The sequence below is a fragment of the Pseudovibrio sp. W64 genome, assembly GCF_001623145.1.
Classification (GTDB): domain Bacteria; phylum Pseudomonadota; class Alphaproteobacteria; order Rhizobiales; family Stappiaceae; genus Pseudovibrio.
On record NZ_LMCI01000038.1, the window covers coordinates 990,392 to 1,016,382 of the forward strand.

A 25,991-nucleotide genomic window follows, 5' to 3' on the forward strand; every position below is an offset into this window, starting at 1 on the left:
GTACTTTTGTTCTTATTCAGACCTGGGTTATTCGATTGAACCAGAATGCTCGTCATCGTCGTCGGGGCGTACCCCTCTGATATTCAAAACTTGTGCTTCCCCATCTGGAGCGAGGTCCTTGATGATGGAATAAAAGTCGAGATCAACAAGACGTCGGGCCCGACCCAGTAGAAGTGGAACCGGACTTGAAGGTTCGCTACGCTTGTAATACGCACAAACTTCATCAAGAGCCCTTAACACGTCAGTTCGGTTTATAACTGTTCCGGTAAAACTTGCGCTTTTCTTGCCTGTTCGGGCTTTAACTGGTCCATCTTCCTCAGAGTCAGGTTCTCCATCTTCCTCCTCCTCTTCCTCTTCGATTTCCAGTGCTGGAGCCAATAAAAACTGCGCTTGACGCAACTCTCGCAGCAGGTCGTCAAGGATCAGGCCACCGTGCTGCGCGAAAAAATCCCGGATATGCTCGGATGTTTTGATCGCGGTTTCGATTGCATTAACGACCTCTGCAATGTTTTCGCGATCAGTCTCTCTGAGAGCTGCGTCATAAGAGGCAATGTCCGGCCTATCACGACCATCAGGCAGTTCAGTCTCCCCGCGGGCAATAGCGATCTCGTTGAGAGACCATGCCCCGAAGATACGAGACTGAACCAAAGCGGCATTTCTGATCAAAGCAAGCGTTGTGCGTCTGTCGTTGAGAGCGGAAAGGACATTCGCACGCATGATCGGGTCATGCCCCTCTGCGGGATCAAGTTCTGGATGTAGCGTATCCCAGAAGGAATCCAGCATTTGTGCAATGAAATCCATGCCTTTGGCGAAGCCTGGATACCCTTCAATTGCAATTAGAGATTGTGCGTGAATGATGGCAACGCGAAGATCGTAGGTCCGTGTAAGCAGTTGGGTGGAGAGGCGCAGCGCCTCCTTCCAGTCAGGCTCTTCCCCTTTGATAATGGCTTCCCCGATCTGGTGATCTTGGGTGCCACTGGCAGCAGTCTCCATCGTCAGGAAGTCAGGATCGTATTCAAGATCCGGCCCACAAGGTGCATTCTCCTCAATAGGTTGAAGGGAAGCCGTTGGATCCATTCGAAATCTATCCCGCTCTGCTACTGCTTATTGGGACTGGAAGTCCGATCACTACCAAGTATTTGCGCATAGGATTGGTAGAGGTTGCCAAATGAGTGGGGCGACCACTCGAGATGGGCCTATAATATTCCGCAAGATCATTTCATTGTGTGTACAGTATAAGAGGAACTGGTAATATCGTTATTAACTCGTTGACTTGATAGGGAAAAGTATATCTGCAACCAGAACACTCTGACAGATATAAGGATATTGTGTTGGAACCTGCAAAGAACACATCAACAAGCACTGTCAGGTTTTACAAGTGCCTGTCGACAAAACGCATGTTGGCAGAGAAGACGCTCATCTCATCATCTGCTCCGCAGCAACTTTTTTTTAGAGAAGCAAAAGCCCTGCAGCGCCTGTCAGGCACCATTGCGCCCAAGTTTGTAGAGCTGAAAGCCGAAGACGGAAACATCAAGTTAGTGATGGAGTTGGTGGAAGGCCAAACACTTGCCGACAGGATGAGTAAGGCGTTGCTGTCCTCAAAAGAATGTGTCCAACTCTGTAAACAATTGGTTCTGACGATCAATCATCTCCATAACGCAGGGATTGCTCACCTGGATCTCGCCCCCAACAACATCATGCTAAGCAACCAGAGAGAGCATGACTTAGTCATTCTGGATTTTGCTTATTGTGCCTTTGCTGACGAACTGCCGTTTATAAGACCCCGTAGCAGTTTTACTGGTCATTTGAACTATGCCGCACCAGAACAACTCGGGTTAGGCACGGATCAAATCACAGAGAAAGCAGACCTGTTTGCGCTCGGCTTGATTATACGCGAGATGTTTGGATATCGGGATCATATCAAGGACACATATGAAGCTGCCATTGCGTTTCGGCAGAGCAATTCCGACCTCAAAAAATTACCGCCAGACTGGCGGCAAATGGTTACTCAACTGCTGAAATTTGTGCCTGAAGAACGCGTTAGAATATTAACGCACAGCGACTACAGCACCTAGTCGTGGGCTTGATGTTAAGAGCTGCGGAGAGGGCGTAGGCAAGCCCAATGGCAGCCTCCGTTCGGGCAAATAAACCCGCATTGAGGCGTGCGGATGCTCGAAGTGATGCGCGTGCAGATGCCCTCATGGAAATGCGGTTCGCATTGCGAAGCCAGTCAGCCTGACCAATGTTCAGGTCAAGATCACTTAGATCCACTTTAGCTGTCGGCAGTTTCAGGTTCAGCTGTGGTAGTAATCTGGAAAAGAGGCTTAGCTTTGCAGTAATGCGGGCCCAGGCTTTGACGTTTCCTGAAAACAGGCTTTCGCCAAAGGCCAGCTGTAAAAGACCAATAATGTTCAGAGCGGCCAAAATTTTGAATGCTGCTTTCAGGTCGAACTTAAAGCCAAGGTTCCAGTTGCCAAAGTCAGCCAACATCTTAGCAAGAGCCTTCAGATCAGCCTGAGCGTTCATATTCAAATTCTGCTTCAGACCCAGATCAACGAGCCCAAGCAAAGGCAGATTGATTTTTGCCTTCGGGAGAATGAGATTTAGCTTGCCAAGATTGAGATTAAACGGGTTCAGTCCGAGCCCCTTAATCTGAAGGATGAGTTGCGCGGCAAGCCCCAATTTCGCAAGGATATGGCCGGGAAGGGAACCAAGCTTCAGCGCAAGAGGGAGTGCGAACTTCGCTGAGGTTTGCGCAAGCTTTTTCAGTTTTAGCTTGGCAGCGGGAAGTGTCGCAGACTCTGTCACCCGAAGAGCCAGGTCGGCAGCTGCAGTCAGGCGATGATTGATGCTGGCGTTCAACGCTAAAAGTTGCGCAAGGCTCAGGAAGTTGAACGGACGAAACCGCATGAACAGATGGGGGGATGTGACACGAAGGGAAGGCCCTTTGATGCGCGGCAAAGCCGTCGCTTCTCCTGCCTTCAACACAAGAGGAACAAGCAGGTTGAGGTTGATGTCGGGAATGATATCTGGACAAAAACAGAAGCAAGGCAATACGGGGTGCTCCTTCGGCTTGTTCCCGAAAACAAAGGTCGCCCCATGCTACAAAGACCGCAGCATGGGGCGTTTAGATCAGATAGAAATCTTCTGTTCGATATCTTTCAGCGCAGCTTCAATCGGCTTCTTGATTGAAACTGTTACACCGAGTGGATTTTTCTCGAGCAAGTTGATCAGTGTATCTGAGGCCATATGCTTGTTGAGCGTTGTGATACTTGCAGAGAGCTTTTTCGCAACAGCAACTTTCTGCTTTGGATCAGCTGCGCCCCAGTCTTTCAGATCACCGAGCACCGCATCCAGATTCCCTTGCAGGACACTGGCTGCACCAGTCAATGCTTGAGAGGGACCCTTGGCCTGAATGAGCCGCATCCGTGGGTCTGAATGTGCTTTCAACTTGGCAAGGAGACTACCAATTTCTGTTTCAACATTTGCACGCTGAACCTGAAACTCTTTGATCGCGGCAAAGACCTCTTTCTGGTCGACCTTCTCTGGTGTTGGAGCCTGCGCCAACAGAGCAAGCATCGCTTTCACACCTGATTGCGTACCGGGATCGTCCAGCGCATTGACGGAGGCTTCAACCGCTGCAAGTTGCTGCCTCAGCTTGCCATCATATTCCTCATCCTTGCCGAGAGCTTTCTCAACTTTATGGGTGAGTGCAGCCAGGATCGACGTCAGCTTGTCACGCAGTATTTCTTCTTGTGCTGCGTCTTCCGCGGCAGCTGCTGCGGCATCTTCAGCAGATGTGTCCTCGTCGTCTTCAGTGTCTTCCAGACTTTCGCCACTGGCAGCCAGTTCTTCATCAGTAAAGGCTTCATCACTGCCGGTGTCTGAAACTTCATCAGTCTCATGAGAGAACGTATCCAACATATGATCTGGAGTCTCTGCACCTTCTTCCTCTGCGTGATCAGAGTGAACGGTGTTGCCCTCTTCATCTTTTACATGGATCTTGAAGTTCAGCTTTTGGCTGATTAGGAACTTACGCATCATCTTGATAAGCCCTTGGGTAGGTGGCTTACCAACGCATTCGATGGTCATTTCCTTACTTTTAATGGTCACAACCCCACACATGCTCTTGGGGTTCTGGGTCTCTTTCTTCACCGCGACCAAAAGCATCTTTGGCTTTTTCCGCGGGTGAATCATCAAAGCGTCGTCTTCCTTTGGATTCTTGTTTGGCGAATACGCAAAGTTGACTTCTTGCTTACGTGCCTTCTGAATGCCTGCTTTTAGCTGTTGTAGTTCTTTGGGGTCCATTGGGTAACCTCGACGTTTGATCTTCCGACTACTTACTAAACTTCCTTTTATGTACTTTACATAAAACAGGTCTCGACGGTTTTAAATAAAGAGTACTGTCTGGGCGCACGTCATCAGTGTTGAGCGTTTCAAAATCAAACATGGTACACAATCGCGCGATCACTTTAATTCCAAGGAAGGTGACGTAGCTGGCGCCCGTACACATTCTCGGGCCCAAACCAAAGGGGAAATAGCTCCCAAGTGTTGCTTTCGCTTCTCCGCGCGAAAATCGATCAGGATCGAACATATCTGGATTTTCCCAGAATGAACGGTGGCGATGAACAACCCATGGACTGATGATTACCATGGATTCCTTAGGGATTAGAGTGTCCCCAAGTGTCGTGTCTTCACGGGCAACGCGGGAAAGATAAAGCACGGGTGGATAAAGACGCAGGACCTCTTTAAAGACGTCACGCGTAAAACGCAGGCGGGGCAGGTGCTCATAAGAGATACGGCCACAAGCTGTCACCAGCTGCACTTCTGTTCGGATGCGCTCAACAATTTCGGGGCATTGCGCAAGAATATAGACAGACCAACACAGCGCTGCAGATGTTGTTTCGTGGCTGGAGAGGAAAATGCTCGCGACCTGGTCAACAAGTTGTGATTTCGTAAAACGCTTGCCGGTCGATGGAACACGAGCATCCTGAAACACTTGAAAGAAGTTTTGAGAGTTCGGAGGCTTGTTATGCATGTGCTCGTCAATGATTTGCGAAATGACAGCACGCACGTCTTCTGCGGTCTTCAAGGCAGCTTCCGTAAACACCGGCTGTGATCGACCGGTAAAGCGCTTCAGATCCAACGCTGTCCCAGCAACTTCCTCCTCATATTTCATTATGGAGTCGAAACATTGGTGCTCCAGCTGGATCTCAATGGGCTTTGAGAACACACAGCGGAAATTAACATCGGCAACCAGAAAGTTGATCTCTTCAGCCAGTTTGACGGTTTGACCAGTCTCAGCGTGTTGCTGAAAACGCTCAACAAAGGAGCTGAGTGCTTCTTGCAGATAGCCAAACGAGATACGGACACTGGTGTTGGAGAAAATAGGCGCAACCATTTCATGCTGGTCTTGCCAGTCAACACCTTCTGCAGAAACCAGACCATTATGCAGGATCGGCTTCAACAGCTCTGCAATTCCGCCACCTTTTGGGAAAATCGCTTGTTGCTCTTCCAGGACTCTAGACAGCAACTTGGGCTCATTTACGAGGAATTTACGCGGGTCATCATCGTCAAACTGAAAAATCGCGCACTCGTACAGCTCCTTTGGGATGACACCAAGAGGGTCAGAGCTCAAATAATTACTGAAGTTTCTCCAGCCTTCTGCGGCTTCTCCCGGATAGGGTGCTGGCGGACGATATAATGAAATCTTGTTTTCCATTATCTACATTCATGTTGCGGCGGAAATTGGAATACTTCCGCACATTTCCCAACATCATCAGCGCAAGCCGATAGGAGAAGTAGGTGAGAACCCATGCGCAATAGTGCTTTGCGGGAATATAGAACAGCCCTCTTAGAGATTTGCTTTCGGGACGCCGCAAATTTTGTTTGATTGCTAATCAAGAGAAAACACTCTGAGTAACCAATGGTTTTGGTCTCATCAGACACAGCGGTAAAAGTAAGCGCCATAGGGCTTTAGGCCTGATGTGATGACAATAGAAAGCAAGGCAAAGCCACTAAAAGATGGCTGCAGAAAACGTCTTCTAACCTTACTTGAATCTAAAAGAGATCCCCTAAGGGAAGGTGTTGGCGTGTTATGACTTGGAAAAAGACGAGTTTGGAATGCCCGTACTGTTGCGCAGGATCAAGCGGCACCCAAGCTCCACGCGGCGCGCGCTGCGCTCGCCATCAGGCAGGGTTAAAGCTTCTTCCAGCAGATTCAGCGCGACGTGACCGATCTCTTCCATGGGAACGTGGATGGTAGAGAGGGAAGGGCTGGACAGTTCGCCAAACAATGCATTGTCAAAGCCCATTATTGAAACATCGTTGGGGACGGAGTAGCCGTGGGTCTGTAGGGCTTTCATCGCACCAAGCGCAACGTTGTCTGCTGAGCAAAAGAACGCGGAGTACGGAGAGGGACCATTGTGTTCGCTCAGCCATTTGCTGAAGTTGGTCTCCACCACATCCTGTTGATAGTCGCCAACATCGATAATGTCGGAGACAGGAACGTCGAGCCCTGCTTGTCGGAAGGCATCCAGAAACCCTTCAGTCCGTTGTTTCGCAACCCGCCGATTGCCCCAGGTGAGCAGCGCAATCTTTTTATGGCCCAGCTCCAGCAGGTGATCAGTCGCCAGCTTTGCCCCAAAACGGTTGCTGGGGGCAACAGTATCCACTCTCATCGACTGATCCTGCCCACTCAGAATAACGGAGGCAGACGGTAGTTTGTAGAGCATATCGATGAGACATTGCCTGTCATCCTGCATGACTGCGATGCCTTGGGGGCGATGTTTTGCAACGGCCTCTACAATATTGTCCGGATTGATTTCATTTTCTTCCTCGATCTGAGGAATGAGGCGAATACCACGGCTTTGGCATTCTTTCCTGAAGGCGTTCAGCATAGTCCAGGCCACAAAGTTGCGATCAGACTTAGGGAAGGCTTTCTTGGTGCCAACCAGCAGCACTGTAGAGAGCAGGGAGATAGAGGCTTTGCGTCTCCGCTTGGCGAGGTAACCGGTTTCACGCGCGATGCCTAACACACGTTCCTGCACTTCACTGCCGATGGGAGCGGAAGCGTTTAAAACGTGGGAAACAGTGCTGATTGAGACGTTTGCAAGCTTTGCGATCTGCTTGATACCCGTTGCCACGCGACTTCCACCATTCATCAATAGGACAGGCAATTATTGAATGAAAAACTTTTCATGTGCAACGCCTACGTGCGTGCTGCTGTGTATCACTGAGAGGAACTGATCGTTGAATATTACTTATCCAATACGCATTTGATACTCAAATAATTTTGCAGTCGTATTCGTGATTATGATCTAAGGTGATGAATAAATTTAAGAAAATCTGCATTGCTCAACTTGTGGTGGCAAATGAGCCAGATTGAGTGATGACCTTCAAGTAAGTTGAAGAACTAATCATGAAAAAGTTTTCATAAAGGCGCCTTGTTGTCAAGCGGGGCTCCTGTCATCTTTGCCGGGTAACTGATTGTCAACAAGGTCATATTCGGGCTGCCAGGTGCAGTGGGGTGGGCTTGTTGCATTAATAGAAGTAATGCGTTTTGGCGGGGAGGATCTGGCAAAACGTGTTGGGGGAGAATTTGATGAAGAGCGTTACACTCACGTCGATTGCTGCTTTGACGCTGCCGTTTCTGGCCGCTAATGGCTGGGCCTATAACGAGGCGCCCATGCTCAAGCAGTTGGTTGAAGCCGGTCAATTGCCACCGGTTGAAGAGCGTTTGCCGAAAAATCCACGCGTCATTCCTGTCTACGACAGTATCGGCACCTATGGTGGTGTCCTGAAGCGCGCGTTCAAAGGCCCGAGCGACCGTTGGGGACCAACCAAGCTCATGGAAGAGCGTGTGGTTGAAACCTACATGGATGGAGACAAGAACCTGTCTCTGGTTCCAGGCTGGATCGGCGAATACTTTGCAAGTGAGGACGCTCGTGAGTTCACCTTCACAATCCGCGAAGGTCTGCGCTGGTCTGACGGCGCTCCCGTCACCATCCGCGATGTGCGGTTCTGGTATGAAGACGTCTTCCTCAACGAAGATCTGATGCCCTCCATCAAGGCGCTGTACACCTCCAACGGCGTGCCAATGAAGCTGTCTTTTTCTGATGATCACACCTTCACTGTTTCCTTTGAAAAGCCATACCCGCTATTCCTGACCGTTCTGGCCAAGGAAAGCACGGGCCGTCCGGGTCTGGATCGCCCTGGCTTCATCGAGCCCTTCCACTACCTCAAAGACTATCACCCAGCCTACGCTGATCCTGCCAAGCTGGAGGCAACCATTGCCAAGTATGGCGCCAAGAAATGGACAGATCTTTGGGATTCCAAAGGCCAAATTCAGGCGTGGTGGTTCAACCCGAATATGCCGGTTCTCACCGCATGGCGCGTGAAAACACCGCCGCCATCCGACACCGTGGTCATGGAACGCAACCCTTATTACTACGGCGTGGATGCAGAAGGAAACCAGCTTCCTTACATCGACCAGATTGAACACCGCCTGTTCCAGGACCCGCAAGCCATCAACTTCATGGCGATTCAGGGCGAGATTGACCTCCAAAACCGCCACATCAACGTGGCTGACTTCACATTGCTGAAGGAAAACGAGGCCAAGGGCGACTACACCATTGAAAAATGGACCAAGGCGCTGACATGGTCGATCATTCCGAACCTCAACTCCAAAGATGAGGTCAAGCAGGCTCTGTTCGAAGACATCCGCTTCCGCGAAGCACTAAACATCTCAGTTGACCGCGAAACGATCAACGAACTGGCGTTCTCCGGTTTGGGTGAGGCGCGTCAGGCTTCGCCGATCTCCGGTTCTCCATTCTACGACGAGGAAGCTGAAGCGCGTTGGACAGAGTATGACCCGGACAAAGCCGCAGAGCTTCTGGATGCAATCGGCCTGACCGAGCAAGATGGGGATGGCTATCGTCTGATGTCTGATGGTCGTCGTCTCAGCCTCGTGCTGGAAACCCGCTGGGACATTCAGGGCGAACTGCTCGAAGTGGTCCGTACCTACTGGCAGGATGTTGGCATTGAAGTTCTGGTGCGTATTATCGATCGCACGCTCTACCAGCAGCACGTTGATACGGCGGACTTCGATATGGTCCTCGACACGTTTGATCGTTCCTCCGTCATTACAGCTGACCCGCTTCGGTTCCTTGGTCGCTATGGCTTTGCACAGAGCTACTTCAACTGGTGGAGCACCAACGGTAAGGCCGGTGAAGAGCCGCCGAAAGATCATCCGATCAGAGAAGTCTGGAAAGCATGGGAAAGCGCCCAGACTGCACATAGCCTTGAAGAAGCAAATGTCTATGCGCAGCAGATGGTGACCTTGCACAAACAATACGGCTGGCATGTGGGGCTCGTTGGTGAAACGCCTGCAATCTACGTGCGCAAAAACAGCCTGAAAAACTTCCCTGCGGGGTTCGTCCACGACGACGCTTTACGCGGCGTTGGCCTCGCATATCCGCAGCAGCTCTATTTCTCCCAAGATTAACCTGCCTTGCGGTTGAACTGGTGGCGGCGATCCCGATGCCGCCGCCAGTTCACAACTTCAATGCGTCCTTACAAGTACAATAAAACGGAAAAGGGATATGGCAGGTTATATTGCGCATCGCCTACTGTGGTCGATCCCGACATTGATCGTTATCACGATTGCCACATTCGTTATCATTCAGCTTCCACCGGGTGATTATGTAACAGCATACATTGCAGAACTGGTAGAAACTGGGGAAGTTATTGATGCGGAAACAGCTGCTCACATTCGTCATGAGTTTGGTTTAGACCGTCCAATGTACGAGCAGTTCCTCACATGGATCGGCGGAATCCTGCTTCATGGTGACTTCGGGCTGTCTCTCGACTGGAAACTCCCGGTATCTGAGCTGATCTGGGATCGTATCGGTCTCACGCTGCTGATCTCCATGCTCTCATTGTTGATGACATGGGCGATCGCTATTCCAATCGGCGTATATTCCGCCACGCGTCAGTATTCATTCCTCGACCATCTGTTCACCGTTCTTGGCTTCCTCGGACGTGGTATTCCAGATTTCCTACTCGCCTTGGTGCTGATGTGGATGGGCTTCCTCTACTTCAACTTCCACGTTGGCGGTCTGTTCTCGCCAGCCTACGAAAATGCACCGTGGTCCTTTGCCAAATTCGGTGACCTTCTCTCTCACCTCTGGGTGCCTGTTCTCGTACTCTCCACGGGGGGTGCAGCTGGTCTGTTGCGCATCATGCGCGCCAATATGCTGGAAGAGTTGGGCAAGCCGTATGTTGAGACCGCCTATGCACAAGGCTTAAGCGAACGACAGGTCGTCTGGCGCTACCCGGTGCGTGTTGCACTCAACCCGTTCATTTCCACCGTAGGCTGGGCATTACCTGCACTCATTTCTGGCGATGTCATCACAGCAGTGGTGCTGAACCTCCCGACAACCGGCCCACTGCTTCTGCGCTCTTTGCAGAACCAGGACATGTATCTGGCTGGTGGCTTCATTCTCATACTGAGCGTCTTCACCATCATCGGCACGTTGCTTTCAGACATCCTGCTGGTGCTGACCGATCCACGCATTCGTCATTCGTGAGGGCACTATGTCAGAGCAAACTTTAAATGATACTGCTGTTGAACCTGCAGTCGAGGTGAAGGAGAACTCCTCCTACACCGCCAAGCCACTGACCCTGATGTGGTGGCGTTTCAAAAAACATAAACTAGCCCTCTGGTCTCTGGGCGTGATCATCCTGCTTTATCTGGTTGCTGCTTTCGCTGGCTTTCTGGCGCCGTATGATCCGTTCAAACACAATAGACTTCATCCGTTCGTTCCACCGCAGTCCATCCACCTGTTTAGTGAAGATGGGACATTTCAGGGCCCATTCGTTTATGGCCTGAAACGTCAGCGTGACCCAGAAACCGCGCGTCTGTCTTTTGAGGAAGATACCAGCAAGATCAATCGCATTCGGTTCTTCGTCGAAGGTGACAAATACAAGTTCTGGGGTCTCGTCCCAACCAAACTGCGCTTGTTCGGCGTCGAAGGTCGTCGCAACCGGATCTACATCCTTGGAACAGACAAACTTGGTCGTGACCTGTTCTCTCGTCTGGTCTACGGCGCTCGTGTCACGCTCTCCGTTGGTTTGATCGGTGTGTTCTTCTCCTTCGTGATCGGCATTACACTCGGCAGTCTGGCCGGTCTCATCGGCGGAACAATTGATACCGTCATCCAGCGTATGGCCGAACTCGTCCGCTCCATTCCAACCATCCCGCTCTGGCTCGGTTTGGCAGCTGCTCTTCCGGTGAACTGGGATCCGATCCTCGTTTACTTGCTCATCACGGTCATTCTGGCACTAATCGGCTGGACCAATCTGGCACGTGTCGTGCGTGGCCACTTCATGACCATCCGCAATCAGGATTTCGTGCTGGCAGCTCGTCTGTCTGGTGCCTCCAAAACCCGCATCGTGACCCGTCACATGCTGCCATCCATGACGTCCTATGTGATCGCAGCAATCTCATTGGCAATCCCGGAGATGATCCTCGGTGAGACAGCACTCAGCTTCCTTGGTCTGGGTTTGCGTCCTCCGGTCATCAGTTGGGGCGTGCTGCTACAGGATGCTCAGAACCTGCGCTCAATCGCTCTGGCTCCGTGGCTCCTCATTCCTGGCGTGGCGATTGTTGTGACAATCCTTGCTTTCAACTTCCTCGGCGATGGCTTGCGTGACGCTGCCGATCCCTATCAGAAATAAGGAGAACGGATCATGCAGGATGAAACCATTCTCGAAATCAAAGATCTCAACATTTGCTTTGAAATGCGTGAGGGGACCGTCAATGCCGTTAATGGCGTCAACTTTTCGGTTAAACCAGGTGAAGTACTCGGCATCGTAGGTGAAAGTGGCAGCGGTAAGTCCCTGAGCGCACGCTCCATCATGAACCTGTTGCCCCGCAACGCAACAGTCACCAATGGTTCCGTAAAGTTCCGCAAGAGCGACGGCGAAGTTGTCGATATCCTTGCTGAAAAGCGAGAAAGCCGGAAGATGCGTGAACTGCGCGGTGGTCACGTGGGTATGATTTTTCAGGAGCCTATGACAGCTCTCAGCCCGGTGCATTCCATCGGCAAACAGATCATGACCACGCTAAGCCTGCATACGGGCCTTTCTAAAAAGGCGCAGGTGGAACGGGCAGCAGATCTGCTGGCTATGGTGCAAATGCCAAAGCCTATGGAAATGCTGAAAAATTACCCACATCAGCTCTCTGGCGGCATGCGTCAGCGTGCCATGATCGCCATGGCACTTTCCTGTAACCCAAGCCTGTTGCTGGCTGATGAGCCCACAACCGCGCTGGATGTGACCACAGAAGCGCAGATCCTCGACCTCATCATGTCCTTGCAGGACGAGTTGAACATGGCGGTGATCTTCATCACCCATAACTTCGGTGTGGTGGCAGAAATCGCAGATCGTGTCTCGGTTATGTATCTGGGCAACGCGGTGGAAACGGCAGCTGTAGATGACATTTTCTACAATCCAAAGCACCCGTACACCCGTGCATTGCTGCAATCCATCCCGCGTCTGGATGGGCAAAAACATCGCCGTCTGCAAACAATCGAAGGCATCGTGCCTGATCCGTTCAACCTGCCAACAGGCTGCGTGTTCCACACGCGCTGCGCTGAAAAGATGGCAGGCAAATGCACCAGCCAGATCCCTGAGCTGACGTATTTTGAAAACGATCAGATGGCGCGCTGCCATCTCCATCAGGCATAAGGGCGAACTCCCATGACAAACATTCATGTACCTGATGATGCGCTGATCAGTGTTGAAAAACTGCAGATGCACTTCCCGATTAAAAAGGGATTTCTGGGCAGAGAGCAGGGCGCAGTCAAAGCCGTAGATGACGTGTCTTTTTACATCAGAAAAGGCGAAACTCTGGGTATCGTGGGTGAAAGTGGCTCTGGCAAATCCACCACCGCACGTGCTTTGCTGCGAGCTTATGAACCGACCGGCGGGAAAATTCGCTTCAAAGACCCAGATGGTGTCTGGCATGACCTGACGCACAAGTCCGAAGCTGAAATGCGCAAGTTGCGCCAGCACATGCAGATGATCTTTCAGGATCCTTATGCATCACTCAACCCACGTATGACGCTGCTGCAACTGGTCAGCGAACCGCTCGTCAACATCGGCGTCACCAACAAGAGCGAACTGGAAGACCGCGTTGCGGATCTGTTGAGCAAAGTGGGCCTGCGCCCTGAGAACATGAGCCGCTATCCGCACGCATTCAGTGGTGGTCAGCGCCAACGCATCGGCATTGCTCGCGCATTGGCATTGAACCCGACCTTCATCGCAGCTGATGAATCCGTATCAGCACTGGATGTGTCCATCGCCGCGCAGACCATCAACCTGCTTCAGGACCTGCAAGAGCAGATGGGGCTGACCTATCTCTTCATCACCCATGACCTGAGCATGGTGGAACACATCAGTGATCGTATCGGCGTGATGTATGCTGGGCGTTTGGTTGAGGTGGCAGACACAGCCAGCTTCTTTGAACAGCCGCTGCATCCATACTCAGAAGCACTGCTGGCCGCTATCCCAATCCCGGATCCTAATCGAGCCCGTGCCAAGAAGCGCGGTCTTGTCAAAGGGGAGGTAGCCGATCCGGCGAACCTGCCAGTGGGCTGTGCGTTTGCCAGCCGGTGTCCGCATGCATCTGAGCTTTGCCACATGTCCAATCCGGAATTGACTGAAACAGCAGGTGGTCGGTTCGTCCGCTGCCATCACTCTGCTGACCTGAAGCTACAAGGGGCCAACTATGACCAATAAAAACGGAAGCCTCATTGCCTTGAGGCAGGGTCTTCAGGAAACCGATGAACTCAACCTTGCGCGTAAATTTGCACCAGTGCTGCGACTGGACAGATCAGAACCATGGCGCCCGACCGCTATTGGGTTCACGGTTTTTTTGGAGGCAGGCAAGTCTCCAAGTAGCAAGTTTGAGATTGCGCCTAAAGCTGACCGCGTCATCGAATACGCGATCTTCTGGGACTATGACATTCAGCATCTTTACGATCTGGAGCACATCTGGGTTCATCTCGATGTAGACGATCAGGTTGTCGCCGTTGAAGCATCTCAGCACGGCAAGCGCGTTGAAATGAAGAACGGTGATGCGCTGCCAATTGAAAATGGCCGCGTCACGCTTTGGGCAGAACCAGGCAAACACGCCCACTTTGCATCCCGTGATGCCATGAAGGAACGCGAAGCTCACACCCGTTACGAGTGCTCGTTGGGGGCGGGGTTACATGGTGTTCATATGGGGAATCCATTCTCGCAAGAGTTTGGTGAGGTCACTCCATATGAACACCGCCTCGCACGCCTGCAAATGCAGCGTTTGATGATGGAACCATCCTACGGCGAAACTCTGCGCTGGGATTGTGCTGAAGGCGATCTGGTGCCATGGGCTCGTGCGGAAAGCTGGATCCCTGAGCGGGTGAAGCACCTCATCAACGATCTGCGCAAAACCCTTCCGCATTTCAAAGCCATCTTTCTGGATTGTGGTGACACGCTCATCGATGAAGGCACTGAGATTAAAAAGGAAGGCAGTGATGTTGCCTACGGTGCTGAGCTCCTGCCACATGCCCGTGAAGCGCTGAACACGCTGGTTGCCCGCGGCTACCGCCTTGCTCTCGTGGCTGACGGCCCACGCGCAACCTTTGAGAACATTCTGGGGCAGCACGACCTGTGGGGTCATTTCGAAAGCCACACCATTTCAGGTGATGTGGGTGTTCTGAAGCCAGATTACAGAATGTTTGAGTGCGCCATATCTTCACTCGGGCTGAGCGAAACAGATGCAGGCAGTATCGTCATGGTTGGCAACAACCTCGAACGTGACATCAAAGGTGCGAACGGAGCAGGTCACAAGAGCATCTTCCATAAATGGACGCAGCGCCGCAATGTGATGCCGACAGATGCCAGTGAAGAGCCAACCCGTACCATTGCATCGCTTCACGAGCTGGTCAGTTGTATCGAGCAAATCGAGCTTTCGCTTACCTGAAGTCCTTTAAAAGATACCCCATTTACAAGGAGTGGTTTTGTGCCAAAAACACAATTCCCCTGGCAGATCAAAAAGGGTGAGCCTTTAAGCTATTGGGAGGTCTCTGGGCTGACGGAGACACCCTTTGCTGGCGAGGCAGATACTCTGCCCGACAAGGTGAACTACACCTACATCAACGGTTTTACCGATGTCGGCGACCTCCCATGCCGCATTGCCTTCTGGAATGACATGAAGGGCAGGGATGTTCCGTGTCCGCATGATGCCCAACTGGCTGAAACTCGCATCCAGCCGTCACAGTCTGTGTTGGAATTCAGTGGCTTCTGGTTCTGCCCAACCCATCTGCAACGCGTTTTGCGCTGTGTGGTGAACGCACCAGCTACAGGGAACTATCAGTTCCGCGTCCGCACAGCCGGCGGTGTACGTGTTTGGGTGAACGGTGAACCCGGTTTTGCATTCGAGCCTCTGGTTCGCAATAAACCGCAGGAAAGCCTAGAAACGCTTGCTCTGTCCAAAGGTGCCAATGAAATCATCGTGCATCTGGAAGACATTGCCGAGCGCGATACCGTTTATTCTCTCGAGCTCCTCTATGAGGGTTCAGAGGAAACTGACGCTGATCTGCAAGTCGGCCTAAGCGCTACATACGATGCGGAGGTCCTGAAAACAGCTGAAGCGTTTATCTCCAGCGTCCAGCCAGACAAACTCTACTACTCCGAAGGACATGTGGAACTGCAGTTTGAGGGCTCTTTGCCAGAAGACGCTCAGATCCACGTTGAAACCCTGCCATTGCTGAAGCCAACGCTGGCGGGCAGTATGGGCACCTACACCTTGCCCAAAGGCGCAAATCGTCTGGTCGGTCCACGTGTCGATGATCTGGCTCCGGCCACCAACCTCGTGCGGGTCACCTTGTTCACCCAAGGCCTTGGTATTGCTCGGGAAGTGGGCGTTGTCTGTCTGAAGGATCTGGAAAAAGGCACAGGCTCAACACTGGAAGAGCGCCGTAAGGAGCTCTTAACAGCCAGTGCACAGACTGGCGAAAGCCATCTCTCCCATACCTTGGCAAAACTACATATGGGTATAGATCTGGAAACAGCCGAGAAGCTGCTTCTTGAAGCGCTAAGCAAGATTTCCCGCCGCGAAGATTGCGCCGACTTTGCGTTCCTACCGCTACTCTGGATCTGGAAAGATCACGCATGGACAAAGTTCTCAGAGCAAACCTGGCGCCGTGTCCGCTCTACAATCCTCGGCTTCCGCTATTGGTTTGATGAACCGGGCAACGATGCCATGTGGTTCTGGAGTGAAAACCACACGCTCTGCTTCCATGCCTCCCAGTACCTTGCTGGAACCATGTTCCCGGAAGATCTCTTCCTCTGCTCTGGCAGACAAGGCCAGCATCAAAAGCAGGTTGGCTATGAGCGGCTGTTGAAGTGGTTTGAAACCGTGGAACGGGACGGACTGGCAGAGTGGAACTCCATTCCATACTACCCGATCGACTTTATCGGCCTGACAGCGCTGTATCATCTGGCACCGGATGCTGACATCCGTGATCGCTCCAAAGCGCTCATGGACTCTATATTTCAAATGATGGCCCTGCACACTCAAACTGGTCTGCCTGCTGGCACCATGGGACGGTGTTACGACAAGGATATCTTCGCAGGCCCGGCAAGTGAACTGGCAACACTCTGCCATTTTGCATGGGGCAACGGCTTCGTGTCCTCCGGCAACTTCGCCTCAACGCTGGTTGCGCTCAGCGACTATGCACCGCCGGAAGAAACCAACGCATATGCATCAGTTCCTGAAGGACGTGCTCTGGAAACCAGCTACACGCAGGGTCATGAGCACGCAGGTAAGCTTAAGCTTTATAAAACTGCGGACGCACAGCTTTCCACCGTCGTAGACCACAAAACCGGGCAACACGGCCACCAGCAGCATGTGCAGGATGTCATGCTTGCAGGCAATCCATACGCTCGGTTCTGGATCAACCATCCAGGTGAAACTCAGGTCTGGGGCAGCGGGCGACCTTCTTACTGGTCCGGCAACGGAACGCTTCCGCGTGCGGATCAAACGGGCCCAGTGGGCCTGATGATTTTCAATGCCGCCGAAAACGAGACTGACTTCACCCATCTCTATGCGCCTCTGCACATCTGCGATGAACATGAACTCACTGGCAACTGGCTCTTTGCTCGCGTCAAAGACGGTTTCACCGCCTTCTACACCGCAAATGGCATGGAGCCACTGCAAACCGGCTGCTTTGCCGGTGTTGAGTTCCGCAGTTCAGGGCGCCGCAATGCATGGGTGACCGTAACAGGTTCAGCTCAAACCGAAACCTTCGCAGAGTTCAAGGTACGTCTGCTCGCCTGTAACATCAGCTGGAATGCAGAAACATTGTCCCTGAGCGCTGCGATCAAGGGGCAGGGCAACCTCTCGCTCAATTGGGAAGGCGAGTTGCGCGTCAACGGCAAGCAAAGTGTCTTCGAAAACCTCAGCCCGGTTCCACGCATCGGTCTGAAACGGCTTGATCAGTCCAGCTTAACTCAGGAGGAAGCTCATGTTTGAGACATCCAGGCTTGAAGACGCTCTGGCTCTGACAGCAGATGGCTTCCGCAGTCTGAAGGGCATCAACGATACCCCGTCAGAACTCGACAATGACGGCTCCATTCACTTTGATGAATGGGATTGGGAAGTCGGTGTGGGTCTCTACGGCTTTTACAAGCAGGCTTGCAAGACCGGCGATGAGCGCATGAAGCGCAACCTCGCCAACTGGTATGACATGCAGATCGCCCGCGGCCTGCCACCGCGCCAGATCAACTCCACAGCCCCCATGCTCTGCCTTGCTTTGTTGGCTCGTGAAACCAACAACCAGCGGTGGAAGCAGATCGTGACCGATTGGGCTGAGTGGTTGATCAACGATATGCCCAAAACCGTTGATGACGGCTTCCAGCATCTGGTCAAGGAGCGCGAGAATGACGGTCAGCTCTGGGATGATACGCTGTTCATGGCAGGTCTGTTCATGGGGGTGGCTGGCGATTGGCTGAACCGCCCGGATTGGGTGGAAGAAGCCTACTACCAGTTTCTTGTCCATGGTCGGTACCTGTCAGATCCGGTGAGCGGCCTCTGGTATCATGGCTGGACCTTCCTGGGGAACCACAACTACGCGCAAGCTTTCTGGGCCCGCGGCAATGCGTGGATCACCATCGCAGTGCCGGAACTGTTTGAGCTGGTCGGTGAACGCTATGGTCCGGCAGTTCGCCAGATTAAAGCGCTCTACCGCCGTCAGGTGGAAGCCTTGCTTCCTCTCCAGTTGGAAGATGGCATGTGGCCAACTCTGTTGGATCAGCCAGACTCTCCACCAGAAACTTCCGCCACCGCAGGCTTTGCTTACGGTCTGCTGCGGGGCGTGAGAACAGGCATCCTGCCGGAAACCTACTTGCAACCCGCACTCAAGGCCGCGGCTGCGGTTCTGCAGCGGATTGATGCAGCTGGGATCGTGCAGGAAGTCTCTGATGGCACGGCCATGGGGCATGATTTTGAGTTCTATCGGAACATTCCGAACACTCCCACACCATACGGGCAGGCACTGGCAAGCCTTCTTTTGATTGAACTTCTTGCCGCTGAGGAATTATTGCAAGATGTCGCTTAATACACACCATGTCACTGTCTCAGACGGCGAAAAAGACATAACGCAGGCCGTCCAGCAAGCAATTGATGCAGTTCACGCAGCTGGCGGTGGTCAGGTCGTGCTGCCAAGAGGGCAGTGGGTCTCAAAAGCGCTGAAACTCAAGTCTTTTGTTGACTTGCACCTGCCAAACGGTTGTGAACTTTCCTGCTCCACCAACTATGCAGACTATGAAGCAGGCCAAGTCTCTGTCATCGCAGAGGATTCTGATCGCGCCTTCATCACAGCGCGCGATCAGCAAGGCATCTCTATTTCCGGCAGCGGGTTCATTCATGGCCACAGTGCAAAATGGTGTGGTCGTGAAGGTCTCTTTGAAGGCACGTTCTGGCCCAAGATGCTACGCCCGCGTATCGTCGTCTTCGAAAACTGCAAAGACATCAGTCTGACTGGCATTTCCATTGTTGAAGCGCCCATGTGGACCATCCACCTGATCGCCTGTCATCAGGTAAAGGCAGAAGGTCTGCGCATTCTCAATGATATGCGTATGCCAAACACCGATGGCATCAACTTCGACAGTTGCACCGATGCGACCATCTTCAACTGCGTGATCCGCGCAGCCGATGATGCGGTTTGCGTAAAAACCTGCCGCAAAGAAGATGAAAGCCTCAACGGTCCGGCAGAACGGATCATCGTCAGCAACTCCATCCTCTCCTCAAAGTCTTGCGCGCTAAAGATCGGCACGGAAACCTATCAGGATGTGCGGGATGTGCTGTTCACTACGTGCACAATCACCGAATCCAACCGTGCCTTTGGCATCTTCTCCCGCGATGGCGGAGATATCGAGCGCATCCGCTTCTCCAACTGCACAGTGCAATGCGAGCAAACGCCAGACGGGTTCTGGGGCAGCGGAGAGGCGATCACCATTAACGCCTTGCCGCGTATTGCAGGCGATGTGCCGGGTTATGTGCGCGATGTATCTGCTGATGGCATCACGGGCCGTGCGCAAGGGGCGATTAACATTGTCGGTCACGAAACCCAGAAGATCGAGAGTGTTTCGCTCAGCAACATCCAGCTCACACTGGAAACCGGCAAGTTCTCGGATTCTTACTATCTCGACCTGCGCCCAAGCCCGCACGATGTGAACCTGCTCGATAATCCCGAGCAAGGCCGCCGCAACGCATGGGTCAAAAACGAGGCAGGGCAAGTCCTCGGCCTTGAGCCCTATCCGAACGGATTGCCGGGCCTCTGGCTGGATCATGCCAACAACGTCCGTTGCAACGATGTTGTGATCCACAGACCCGCACCGCTGCCGAAAGGCTGGTCGACGGAAGAGGCGGAACTCGGCCATGTCACCAACGTTTGCTTCAGCAAACCTGCAAGTTCTCACAGTGTTGTTTAGGAATAGGACATATGCTGAAACAGTTTGATTTGAATGGAAAAACCGCAATTGTAACCGGCTGTGATACAGGCCTCGGTCAGGCCATGGCCGTTGGTCTGGCAAAGGCGGGCTGTGATGTGGTCGGCGTCAACGTGGTCGAGCCAAAAGAGTCAGTGGATTTGATGGCGGAAACAGGTCGCAAGTTCTTCGATCTGCGTGCCGACCTGAGTAACAAGGAAGCGCTGCCGGGCATCGTTGCTGATGCTGTTGCAGCCACTGGACAGGTTGATATTCTCGTCAACAACGCAGGCATCATCCGCCGCGAAGAGGCTCTGGACTTCTCAGAAGACGACTGGGATGCGGTGATGAACCTCAACATCCGCTCACTCTTCTTCCTCTCTCAGCTGGTTGCAAAGCAGTTCGTGAAACAGGGCAACGGCGGCAAAATCATCAATGTTGCCTCCATGCTTTCCTATCAGGGCGGCATTCGCGTGCCATCCTACACCGCCTCCAAGAGCGCTGTTCTGGGCCTGACCCGTGCATTGGCAAATGAGTGGGCGAAACACGGCATCAACGTCAACGCGATTGCTCCCGGTTACATGGCAACAAACAACACCGCAGCGCTCCGGGCGGATGCTGATCGTAATCAGGCCATTCTGGAACGCATTCCGGCGGAGCGCTGGGGCGAACCGGCGGATGTTGCAGGACCATGCGTCTTTCTCGCGTCTGAGGCAGCCTCATATGTCAACGGCTTCACCATTGCTGTCGATGGCGGCTGGCTCGCCCGCTAACTGAAATACAAAGCCAAATGCAAATAACGCGCAGTTGAAAAATTGAGCGACTGGAAAAGTGCGCTCAATTGTCGAATTTTAGGAGAACACCATGGAAGTAAGACAAGCAATTCACAGCGACCACGCTAAAACATTGGATACAGAAGGCTTGCGCCGTGAGTTCCTCATTGAAAGCATATTTGCTGCCGATGAAATCACCATGACCTACAGCCACGTAGACCGCATCATAGTAGGTGGTGTGATGCCGGTGAACACAGAAGTCGTCTTGGCGGCAGACTACGGCAAGAAGCTGGGCGTTTCCTACTTTTTGGAACGCCGCGAAATCGGCTTCATCAACGTGGGTGGCCCGGCTGTCATCACAGTAGATGGTGAAACCTACGAAGCCGCACAGGAAGAAGCGCTTTACATTGGTATGGGCGCAAAAGATGTGTCTTTCAAAAGCATCGATAAGCTGAACCCGGCCAAGCTCTATTACAACTGCGCCCCGGCTCATAAAACCTATCCAAACAAGAAGGTCACACTGGCAGAAGCCTCTCCGGTCACTCTGGGCGATGCTGAAAACTGCAATGAGCGTACGATCAACAAGCACTTCGTGCCGGATGTACTCCCAACCTGTCAGCTGCTCATGGGCATGACCAAACTGCATCAGGGTTCCATCTGGAACACCATGCCAGCGCATACCCATGATCGTCGTATGGAAGTATATTTCTACTTCAACATGAAGGAGGATGCCGCTGTGGTGCATATGATGGGGGAACCGCAGGAAACCCGTCACTTGTTCGTTCACAACGAGCAGGCAGTGATCTCCCCAAGCTGGTCCATTCATAGCGGTGTCGGCACCCAGTCCTACACCTTCATTTGGGGTATGACCGGTGAAAATCAGGAGTTCACCGACATGGACCACATCGCAGTTCCTGATCTGAAATAAACAACTGCAATCGTTGAAATGCCACAAGCCTCGCTCTGAAAAGGAGCGGGGCTTTTTGCTTGCCTGAAGGATGTTCGGTTCAATATCCCCAAGATCTAAGTATGGAAAAATAGGCGCAAATTGTCTCAGTTGTCGGGCAGGCTCTTGCTTTTAGCGTGCTTCAGGCGGGCAGAGTGCATCCGCAATAAAGCCATATAACCTCTGATATTTTTGCGCTTAACCCTTGTGGATCAGGTCAGACGCTCTTTCAGTATGCCTGAATTAAACTGGAGGAATTCCAGAAAATGACTCGCGCAAACGTTTGCGCAAACGGTTGCGTAACTCATGCGCGCCTGCTAACGTCTCTTCAATCGAGACAACGCGGAGGAACTGCTGCAATGAAGAAGGGCGTACTTTTAAACGCTCCGGTCTCTAGCATTATCTCTCATATGGGCCATGGGGATGGTCTGTGTGTTGGAGACGCCGGGCTCCCAATTTCCAAGGATGTCGAGCGCATCGACCTTGCCATTACAAAGGGTTTGCCAGGCATGCTGGAAACGGCAAGCGCGATCACAGCTGAGATGCAGGTAGAGCGGGTTGTCATTGCTGAAGAGCTGATTGAACACCAGCCAGCTTATCACTTGCGCCTGCGTTCACTCATTGCCGAAATCGCAAAGTGTCAGGGCAACAGCGTAGAGACCACAACTGTCTCTCATGAGGAATTCAAGGCATTAACTGGTAAATGCCGGGCGGTGGTGCGCACGGGAGAATGCACGCCCTACGCCAATGTGATTTTTTATTCAGGCGTAACGTTCTGAGGGAAATCTGAGATAATTCGGGCTTTGGGAGAGGACACCCAGTGACAACCCTTCTTGAACTTCAGGGAATTGAAAAATCCTTCTCCGGGATCAACGTGCTCAAATCCGTTGATCTGACGATCCGGGCTGGGCGCGTTGTGGCGCTGGCCGGTGAAAACGGAGCTGGTAAATCAACCCTGATGAAAATTATATCGGGCATCTATCAGCGCGATGCAGGCACGGTGACCTACAAGGGCAAAAAGGTCAGGTTCACCACGGCACGTCAGTCCATGGATGCCGGAATTGGTATTATCCACCAAGAGCTTAATCTGCTGCCTGAACTGTCCGTTGCCGAGAACATCTATCTGGGCCGGGAACCCACCAAACTGGGTAAAATCCAGTGGGATGTGATCGAGCGGGAAAGCAAAAAATACCTCGCTCAGTTGAAACAGGATATCGATCCTAAAACGCCACTGGGCAAGCTCTCCATCGCGCAGCAGCAAATGGTCGAGATCGCCAAAGCGCTCTCGCTGAACGCTGAAGTGATCATCATGGATGAGCCAACAGACGCGCTCACCGATATTGAGACAGCAATCCTGTTTGAAGTCGTAGACGAGCTGCGGGCGCAAGGCAAAGGTCTCGTGTTCATCTCACACCGTTTGGGCGAAATATTCCAGATGTGTGATGACATCGCCATCCTGCGCGATGGTGAGATGGTCCATCAGGGGCCAGTCTCCGAGATCACTGAGGACGACCTGATCCGCCACATGGTGGGCCGGGAACTTTCCGATCAGTATCCGTTTGTCCCAGCCGCTCCAGGTGATGTGCGTATCGAGGTTGAGAAACTGACTGCGCATGGCGCAAAAGAAGTCTCCTTCACAGCCAATGCTGGCGAAGTTGTCGGGTTCGCAGGCCTTGTTGGCGCAGGGCGAACAGAACTTGCCAAGGCAATCTTTGGCGCAAACCCAATCGACAGCGGCACAGTTAAGATCGACGGCAAAGAGATCCGCCTTAAATCACCACAGGATGGTGTCAAAGCGCAGATTGGCTACGTCACTGAAGACCGCAAGCAGGAAGGTCTCGTCCAGTCACAGGAGTTGAGCACCAACATGTCCCTCACAGGGCTGGACCGGTTCTGCAATGTGCTCGGGTTCGTCAACAAAGCCTCTGAAGCCGTCACCATCAGCGAGTACATCGAAGCGTTCGCCATCAAGACCAGAGATGCAAACACCATCATCTCCAATCTGTCCGGCGGCAACCAGCAGAAAGTCTCCATCGCCAAGTCATTGGTGCCGGAACCTAAGGTCCTCATTCTTGATGAGCCCACGCGCGGCGTGGATGTAGGCGCAAAACGCGAAATCTACACGCTCATCAACAAGCTGAAGGCAGAGGGTCTTTGCATCCTGCTGATCTCCTCCGACATGCCAGAGCTTTTGGGTATCTCTGATCGCATCCACGTCTTGTCCAGCGGCAAGTTGACCGGATCGTTCTCACGAGCCGAAGCCACTCAAGAAAATATTATGCGCTGCGCCGTTGCTGGCCAAACGAACGGGTAAAACAGATGAAGCTCAACGACTTTATCAGTGAAAATAAGTCTCTGATTGGCCTGATCATCCTGATGGCCGCAGTGTCCTTCGCCAATGCCAACTTCCTTGGCATCGACAACATGCTCAACATCCTGCGTCAGACCTCGATCAACGCAGTCATCGCCATGGGCATGACCTTTGTGATCCTGACGGCGGGCATCGATCTGGCCGTCGGCTCTATTCTGGCCTTCGCTGGTGCCATCTGCGCAAGCCTCATTGGCATGGATACACCGCTCATCATCGCACTGATCGCCACCATTATGGTTGGCGCGGGCCTTGGTGCAACAAGTGGCGTGATTATCAGCTACTTCAACGTTCAGCCGTTCATCGCAACACTGGTTGGCATGACCATGATCCGCGGCGCGACGCTGGTTTATACGCAAGGCCGCCCAATCTCTACGGGTTACTTTGATGTGGCTGAAAGCTTCTACCAGTTCGGCGGCGGCTACATTCTTGGCATTCCGAACCCGGTGATCCTGATGGTGGTCATCTTCGCGCTCTGCTGGTTCGTTCTCAGCCAGACCCGTTTCGGTCGTTACGTTTACGCCATTGGCGGCAATGAAAACGTGGCTCGTCTGTCCGGTATCAATGTCAAAAAAGTCAAAATTCTTGTCTACGCCCTCAGCGGAGCGCTCGCCGCACTGGCAGGCATCATCCTGACAGCCCGCCTTGAATCTGCTCAGCCGACTGCCGGTCTGGGATACGAGCTCGATGCAATCGCAGCCGTGGTTCTCGGCGGCACAAGCCTTGCTGGCGGTAAGGGGCGGATCTTTGGCACCATCATTGGTGCCCTCATCATCGGTGTATTGAATAACGCACTGAATATTATGGATGTTTCATCCTACTACCAGATGATCGCGAAAGGTGCGGTTATCCTTCTGGCGGTTGTCGTCGACAGCCGTGGCAAATCAAACGCGTGAGCAATCAAACTGAACCTCGGGAGGTTTCTATGAAAAAACTAGTAAGTTTGGCAGCAGGTGCTGCTCTTCTTCTCGGCTCCACAGCAGTATCAATGGCACAGGACACACTGGCTCTGGTCGTGTCCACCCTGAACAACCCGTTCTTTGTGACCTTGAAAGAAGGTGCTGAAGCACGCGCAAATGAGCTCGGCTACAAGATTGTTGTTCTCGACAGCCAGAACGATCCTGCAAAAGAACTGGCAAACGTGGAAGATGTGCTGAGCAAGAACGTTTCGATCCTGCTCATCAACCCAACTGACTCTGACGCTGTTTCCAGCTCCATCCGCGCTGCAAACCGCAAAAACGTACCAGTGGTCACTCTGGACCGTGGTGCAGCACGCGGCACTGTGGAATCCCACGTGGCATCTGACAACATCCTCGGCGGCGAAATGGCTGGTGAGCTGATCGTTGAAACCCTGCGTGGCAGCGGTAAGATTGTTGAGCTGGAAGGTGTTCCAGGTACTTCTGCTGCGCGTGACCGCGGCACAGGCTTCAAAAAAGCAATGCACGGCGCTTCTGGCATCGAGCTTGTTGCTGTGCAGCCAGCAGACTTCGACCGCACCAAAGGCCTGAACGTGATGGAAAACATCCTGCAGGCACAGCCAGAAATCAACGCTGTTTTCGCACATAACGATGAAATGGCTCTGGGCGCAATCAAGGCAATTGAAGCGGCAAACCGCGACATCCTTGTTGTTGGCTTTGATGGTACTGATGACGGCGTAAAAGCTGTTGAAGAAGGTACAATGCTGGCAACTGTTGCGCAGCAAGCTGGCATGATCGGTTCCATCGGCGTCGACACTGCGGACAAAGTCCTCAAAGGTGAAAAAGTTGATGCGTATACCCCAGTTGCGCTGAAGCTTGTTACCAAGTAAGTGCAAGTAATCTGAATAAGATCGGGTTTGGCGTAAGCGCCAGGCCCGACCCTTAAAACC

General features: G+C 52.6%; 21 protein-coding genes. 16 read left to right on the forward strand and 5 right to left on the reverse strand.

All coding sequences use genetic code 11. The features are described 5' to 3' along the window. Nucleotides 1-27 precede the first annotated feature (27 nt). Nucleotides 28-1,077: a type VI secretion system protein TssA gene (gene tssA / locus PsW64_RS21055; protein ID WP_057465254.1), complete on the reverse strand. Its 1,050-nt coding sequence runs from the start codon at nucleotides 1,075-1,077 to the stop codon at nucleotides 28-30. Nucleotides 1,078-1,331: 254 nt separating this feature from the next. On the opposite strand from tssA, the gene PsW64_RS21060 reads away from it, so the two are divergent. Next, nucleotides 1,332-2,075 (forward strand): protein kinase domain-containing protein, encoded by a 744-nt coding sequence (locus tag PsW64_RS21060; protein WP_153042401.1) that lies wholly within the window; start codon nucleotides 1,332-1,334, stop codon nucleotides 2,073-2,075. Here PsW64_RS21060 and PsW64_RS21065 read toward each other — a convergent pair. From PsW64_RS21065 to PsW64_RS21085, 4 genes are all read right to left on the reverse strand, one after another. After that, nucleotides 2,041-3,054: a hypothetical protein gene (locus PsW64_RS21065; RefSeq protein WP_208980910.1), complete on the reverse strand. Its 1,014-nt coding sequence runs from the start codon at nucleotides 3,052-3,054 to the stop codon at nucleotides 2,041-2,043. The genes PsW64_RS21060 and PsW64_RS21065 overlap by 35 nt on opposite strands. A gap of 78 nt (nucleotides 3,055-3,132) precedes the next feature. Then, nucleotides 3,133-4,308: a hypothetical protein gene (locus PsW64_RS21070; protein WP_063304833.1), complete on the reverse strand. Its 1,176-nt coding sequence runs from the start codon at nucleotides 4,306-4,308 to the stop codon at nucleotides 3,133-3,135. Nucleotides 4,309-4,336: 28 nt separating this feature from the next. Then, a complete protein-coding gene (locus tag PsW64_RS21075; RefSeq protein ID WP_057465251.1) occupies nucleotides 4,337-5,722 on the reverse strand; it encodes a cytochrome P450 in 1,386 nt (461 codons plus the stop codon). 373 nt (nucleotides 5,723-6,095) lie between these two features. Next, a complete protein-coding gene (locus tag PsW64_RS21085) occupies nucleotides 6,096-7,145 on the reverse strand; it encodes a LacI family DNA-binding transcriptional regulator (RefSeq protein WP_208980911.1) in 1,050 nt (349 codons plus the stop codon). 458 nt (nucleotides 7,146-7,603) lie between these two features. On the opposite strand from PsW64_RS21085, the gene PsW64_RS21090 reads away from it, so the two are divergent. The 15 genes from PsW64_RS21090 (at nucleotide 7,604) to rbsB (ending at nucleotide 25,931) form a co-directional block, all read left to right on the forward strand. Next, a complete protein-coding gene (locus PsW64_RS21090; protein WP_063304835.1) occupies nucleotides 7,604-9,505 on the forward strand; it encodes an ABC transporter substrate-binding protein in 1,902 nt (633 codons plus the stop codon). A 97-nt stretch (nucleotides 9,506-9,602) separates the two neighbouring features. Then, nucleotides 9,603-10,589 carry an ABC transporter permease gene (locus tag PsW64_RS21095; protein ID WP_063288544.1) on the forward strand — a complete coding sequence of 329 codons (987 nt, stop codon included), beginning with the start codon at nucleotides 9,603-9,605 and terminating at the stop codon, nucleotides 10,587-10,589. 7 nt (nucleotides 10,590-10,596) lie between these two features. Then, entirely contained in the window at nucleotides 10,597-11,739 is a 1,143-nt protein-coding gene (locus PsW64_RS21100) for an ABC transporter permease (protein ID WP_063304836.1), read from the forward strand. Between the two features lie 12 nt (nucleotides 11,740-11,751). Continuing rightward, on the forward strand, nucleotides 11,752-12,750 hold the full coding sequence (locus PsW64_RS21105) for an ABC transporter ATP-binding protein (protein WP_063304837.1): 999 nt from the start codon (nucleotides 11,752-11,754) through the stop codon (nucleotides 12,748-12,750). Nucleotides 12,751-12,762: 12 nt separating this feature from the next. Further along, entirely contained in the window at nucleotides 12,763-13,803 is a 1,041-nt protein-coding gene (locus PsW64_RS21110) for an ABC transporter ATP-binding protein (RefSeq protein WP_063304838.1), read from the forward strand. Further along, nucleotides 13,793-15,028, forward strand: a complete 1,236-nt coding sequence (locus PsW64_RS21115) for an HAD family hydrolase (RefSeq protein WP_063304839.1) — start codon at nucleotides 13,793-13,795, stop codon at nucleotides 15,026-15,028. The genes PsW64_RS21110 and PsW64_RS21115 overlap by 11 nt, the downstream gene beginning before the upstream one ends. Nucleotides 15,029-15,067: 39 nt before the next feature. Further along, nucleotides 15,068-17,581 carry a hypothetical protein gene (locus tag PsW64_RS21120; RefSeq protein WP_063304840.1) on the forward strand — a complete coding sequence of 838 codons (2,514 nt, stop codon included), beginning with the start codon at nucleotides 15,068-15,070 and terminating at the stop codon, nucleotides 17,579-17,581. After that, nucleotides 17,574-18,665, forward strand: a complete 1,092-nt coding sequence (bglB, locus tag PsW64_RS21125) for a beta-galactosidase BglB (RefSeq protein ID WP_057465243.1) — start codon at nucleotides 17,574-17,576, stop codon at nucleotides 18,663-18,665. Before PsW64_RS21120 ends, bglB begins: the two co-directional genes overlap by 8 nt. Then, nucleotides 18,655-20,040 carry a glycoside hydrolase family 28 protein gene (locus PsW64_RS21130; RefSeq protein WP_063304841.1) on the forward strand — a complete coding sequence of 462 codons (1,386 nt, stop codon included), beginning with the start codon at nucleotides 18,655-18,657 and terminating at the stop codon, nucleotides 20,038-20,040. Before bglB ends, PsW64_RS21130 begins: the two co-directional genes overlap by 11 nt. Before the next feature lie 11 nt (nucleotides 20,041-20,051). Then, the gene (kduD, locus tag PsW64_RS21135; protein WP_063304842.1) at nucleotides 20,052-20,810 is read left to right on the forward strand and encodes a 2-dehydro-3-deoxy-D-gluconate 5-dehydrogenase KduD; all 759 of its coding nucleotides are present in this window, start codon (nucleotides 20,052-20,054) and stop codon (nucleotides 20,808-20,810) included. A 91-nt stretch (nucleotides 20,811-20,901) separates the two neighbouring features. Next, nucleotides 20,902-21,738 carry a 5-dehydro-4-deoxy-D-glucuronate isomerase gene (gene kduI, locus PsW64_RS21140; protein WP_063304843.1) on the forward strand — a complete coding sequence of 279 codons (837 nt, stop codon included), beginning with the start codon at nucleotides 20,902-20,904 and terminating at the stop codon, nucleotides 21,736-21,738. Between the two features lie 377 nt (nucleotides 21,739-22,115). After that, entirely contained in the window at nucleotides 22,116-22,535 is a 420-nt protein-coding gene (gene rbsD / locus PsW64_RS21145) for a D-ribose pyranase (RefSeq protein ID WP_063288553.1), read from the forward strand. Nucleotides 22,536-22,576: 41 nt separating this feature from the next. After that, entirely contained in the window at nucleotides 22,577-24,070 is a 1,494-nt protein-coding gene (locus PsW64_RS21150; RefSeq protein ID WP_063288554.1) for a sugar ABC transporter ATP-binding protein, read from the forward strand. A 5-nt stretch (nucleotides 24,071-24,075) separates the two neighbouring features. Continuing rightward, entirely contained in the window at nucleotides 24,076-25,020 is a 945-nt protein-coding gene (gene rbsC / locus PsW64_RS21155; protein WP_057465239.1) for a ribose ABC transporter permease, read from the forward strand. 29 nt (nucleotides 25,021-25,049) lie between these two features. Beyond that, entirely contained in the window at nucleotides 25,050-25,931 is an 882-nt protein-coding gene (rbsB, locus tag PsW64_RS21160) for a ribose ABC transporter substrate-binding protein RbsB (protein WP_063304844.1), read from the forward strand. Nucleotides 25,932-25,991 lie beyond the last annotated feature (60 nt).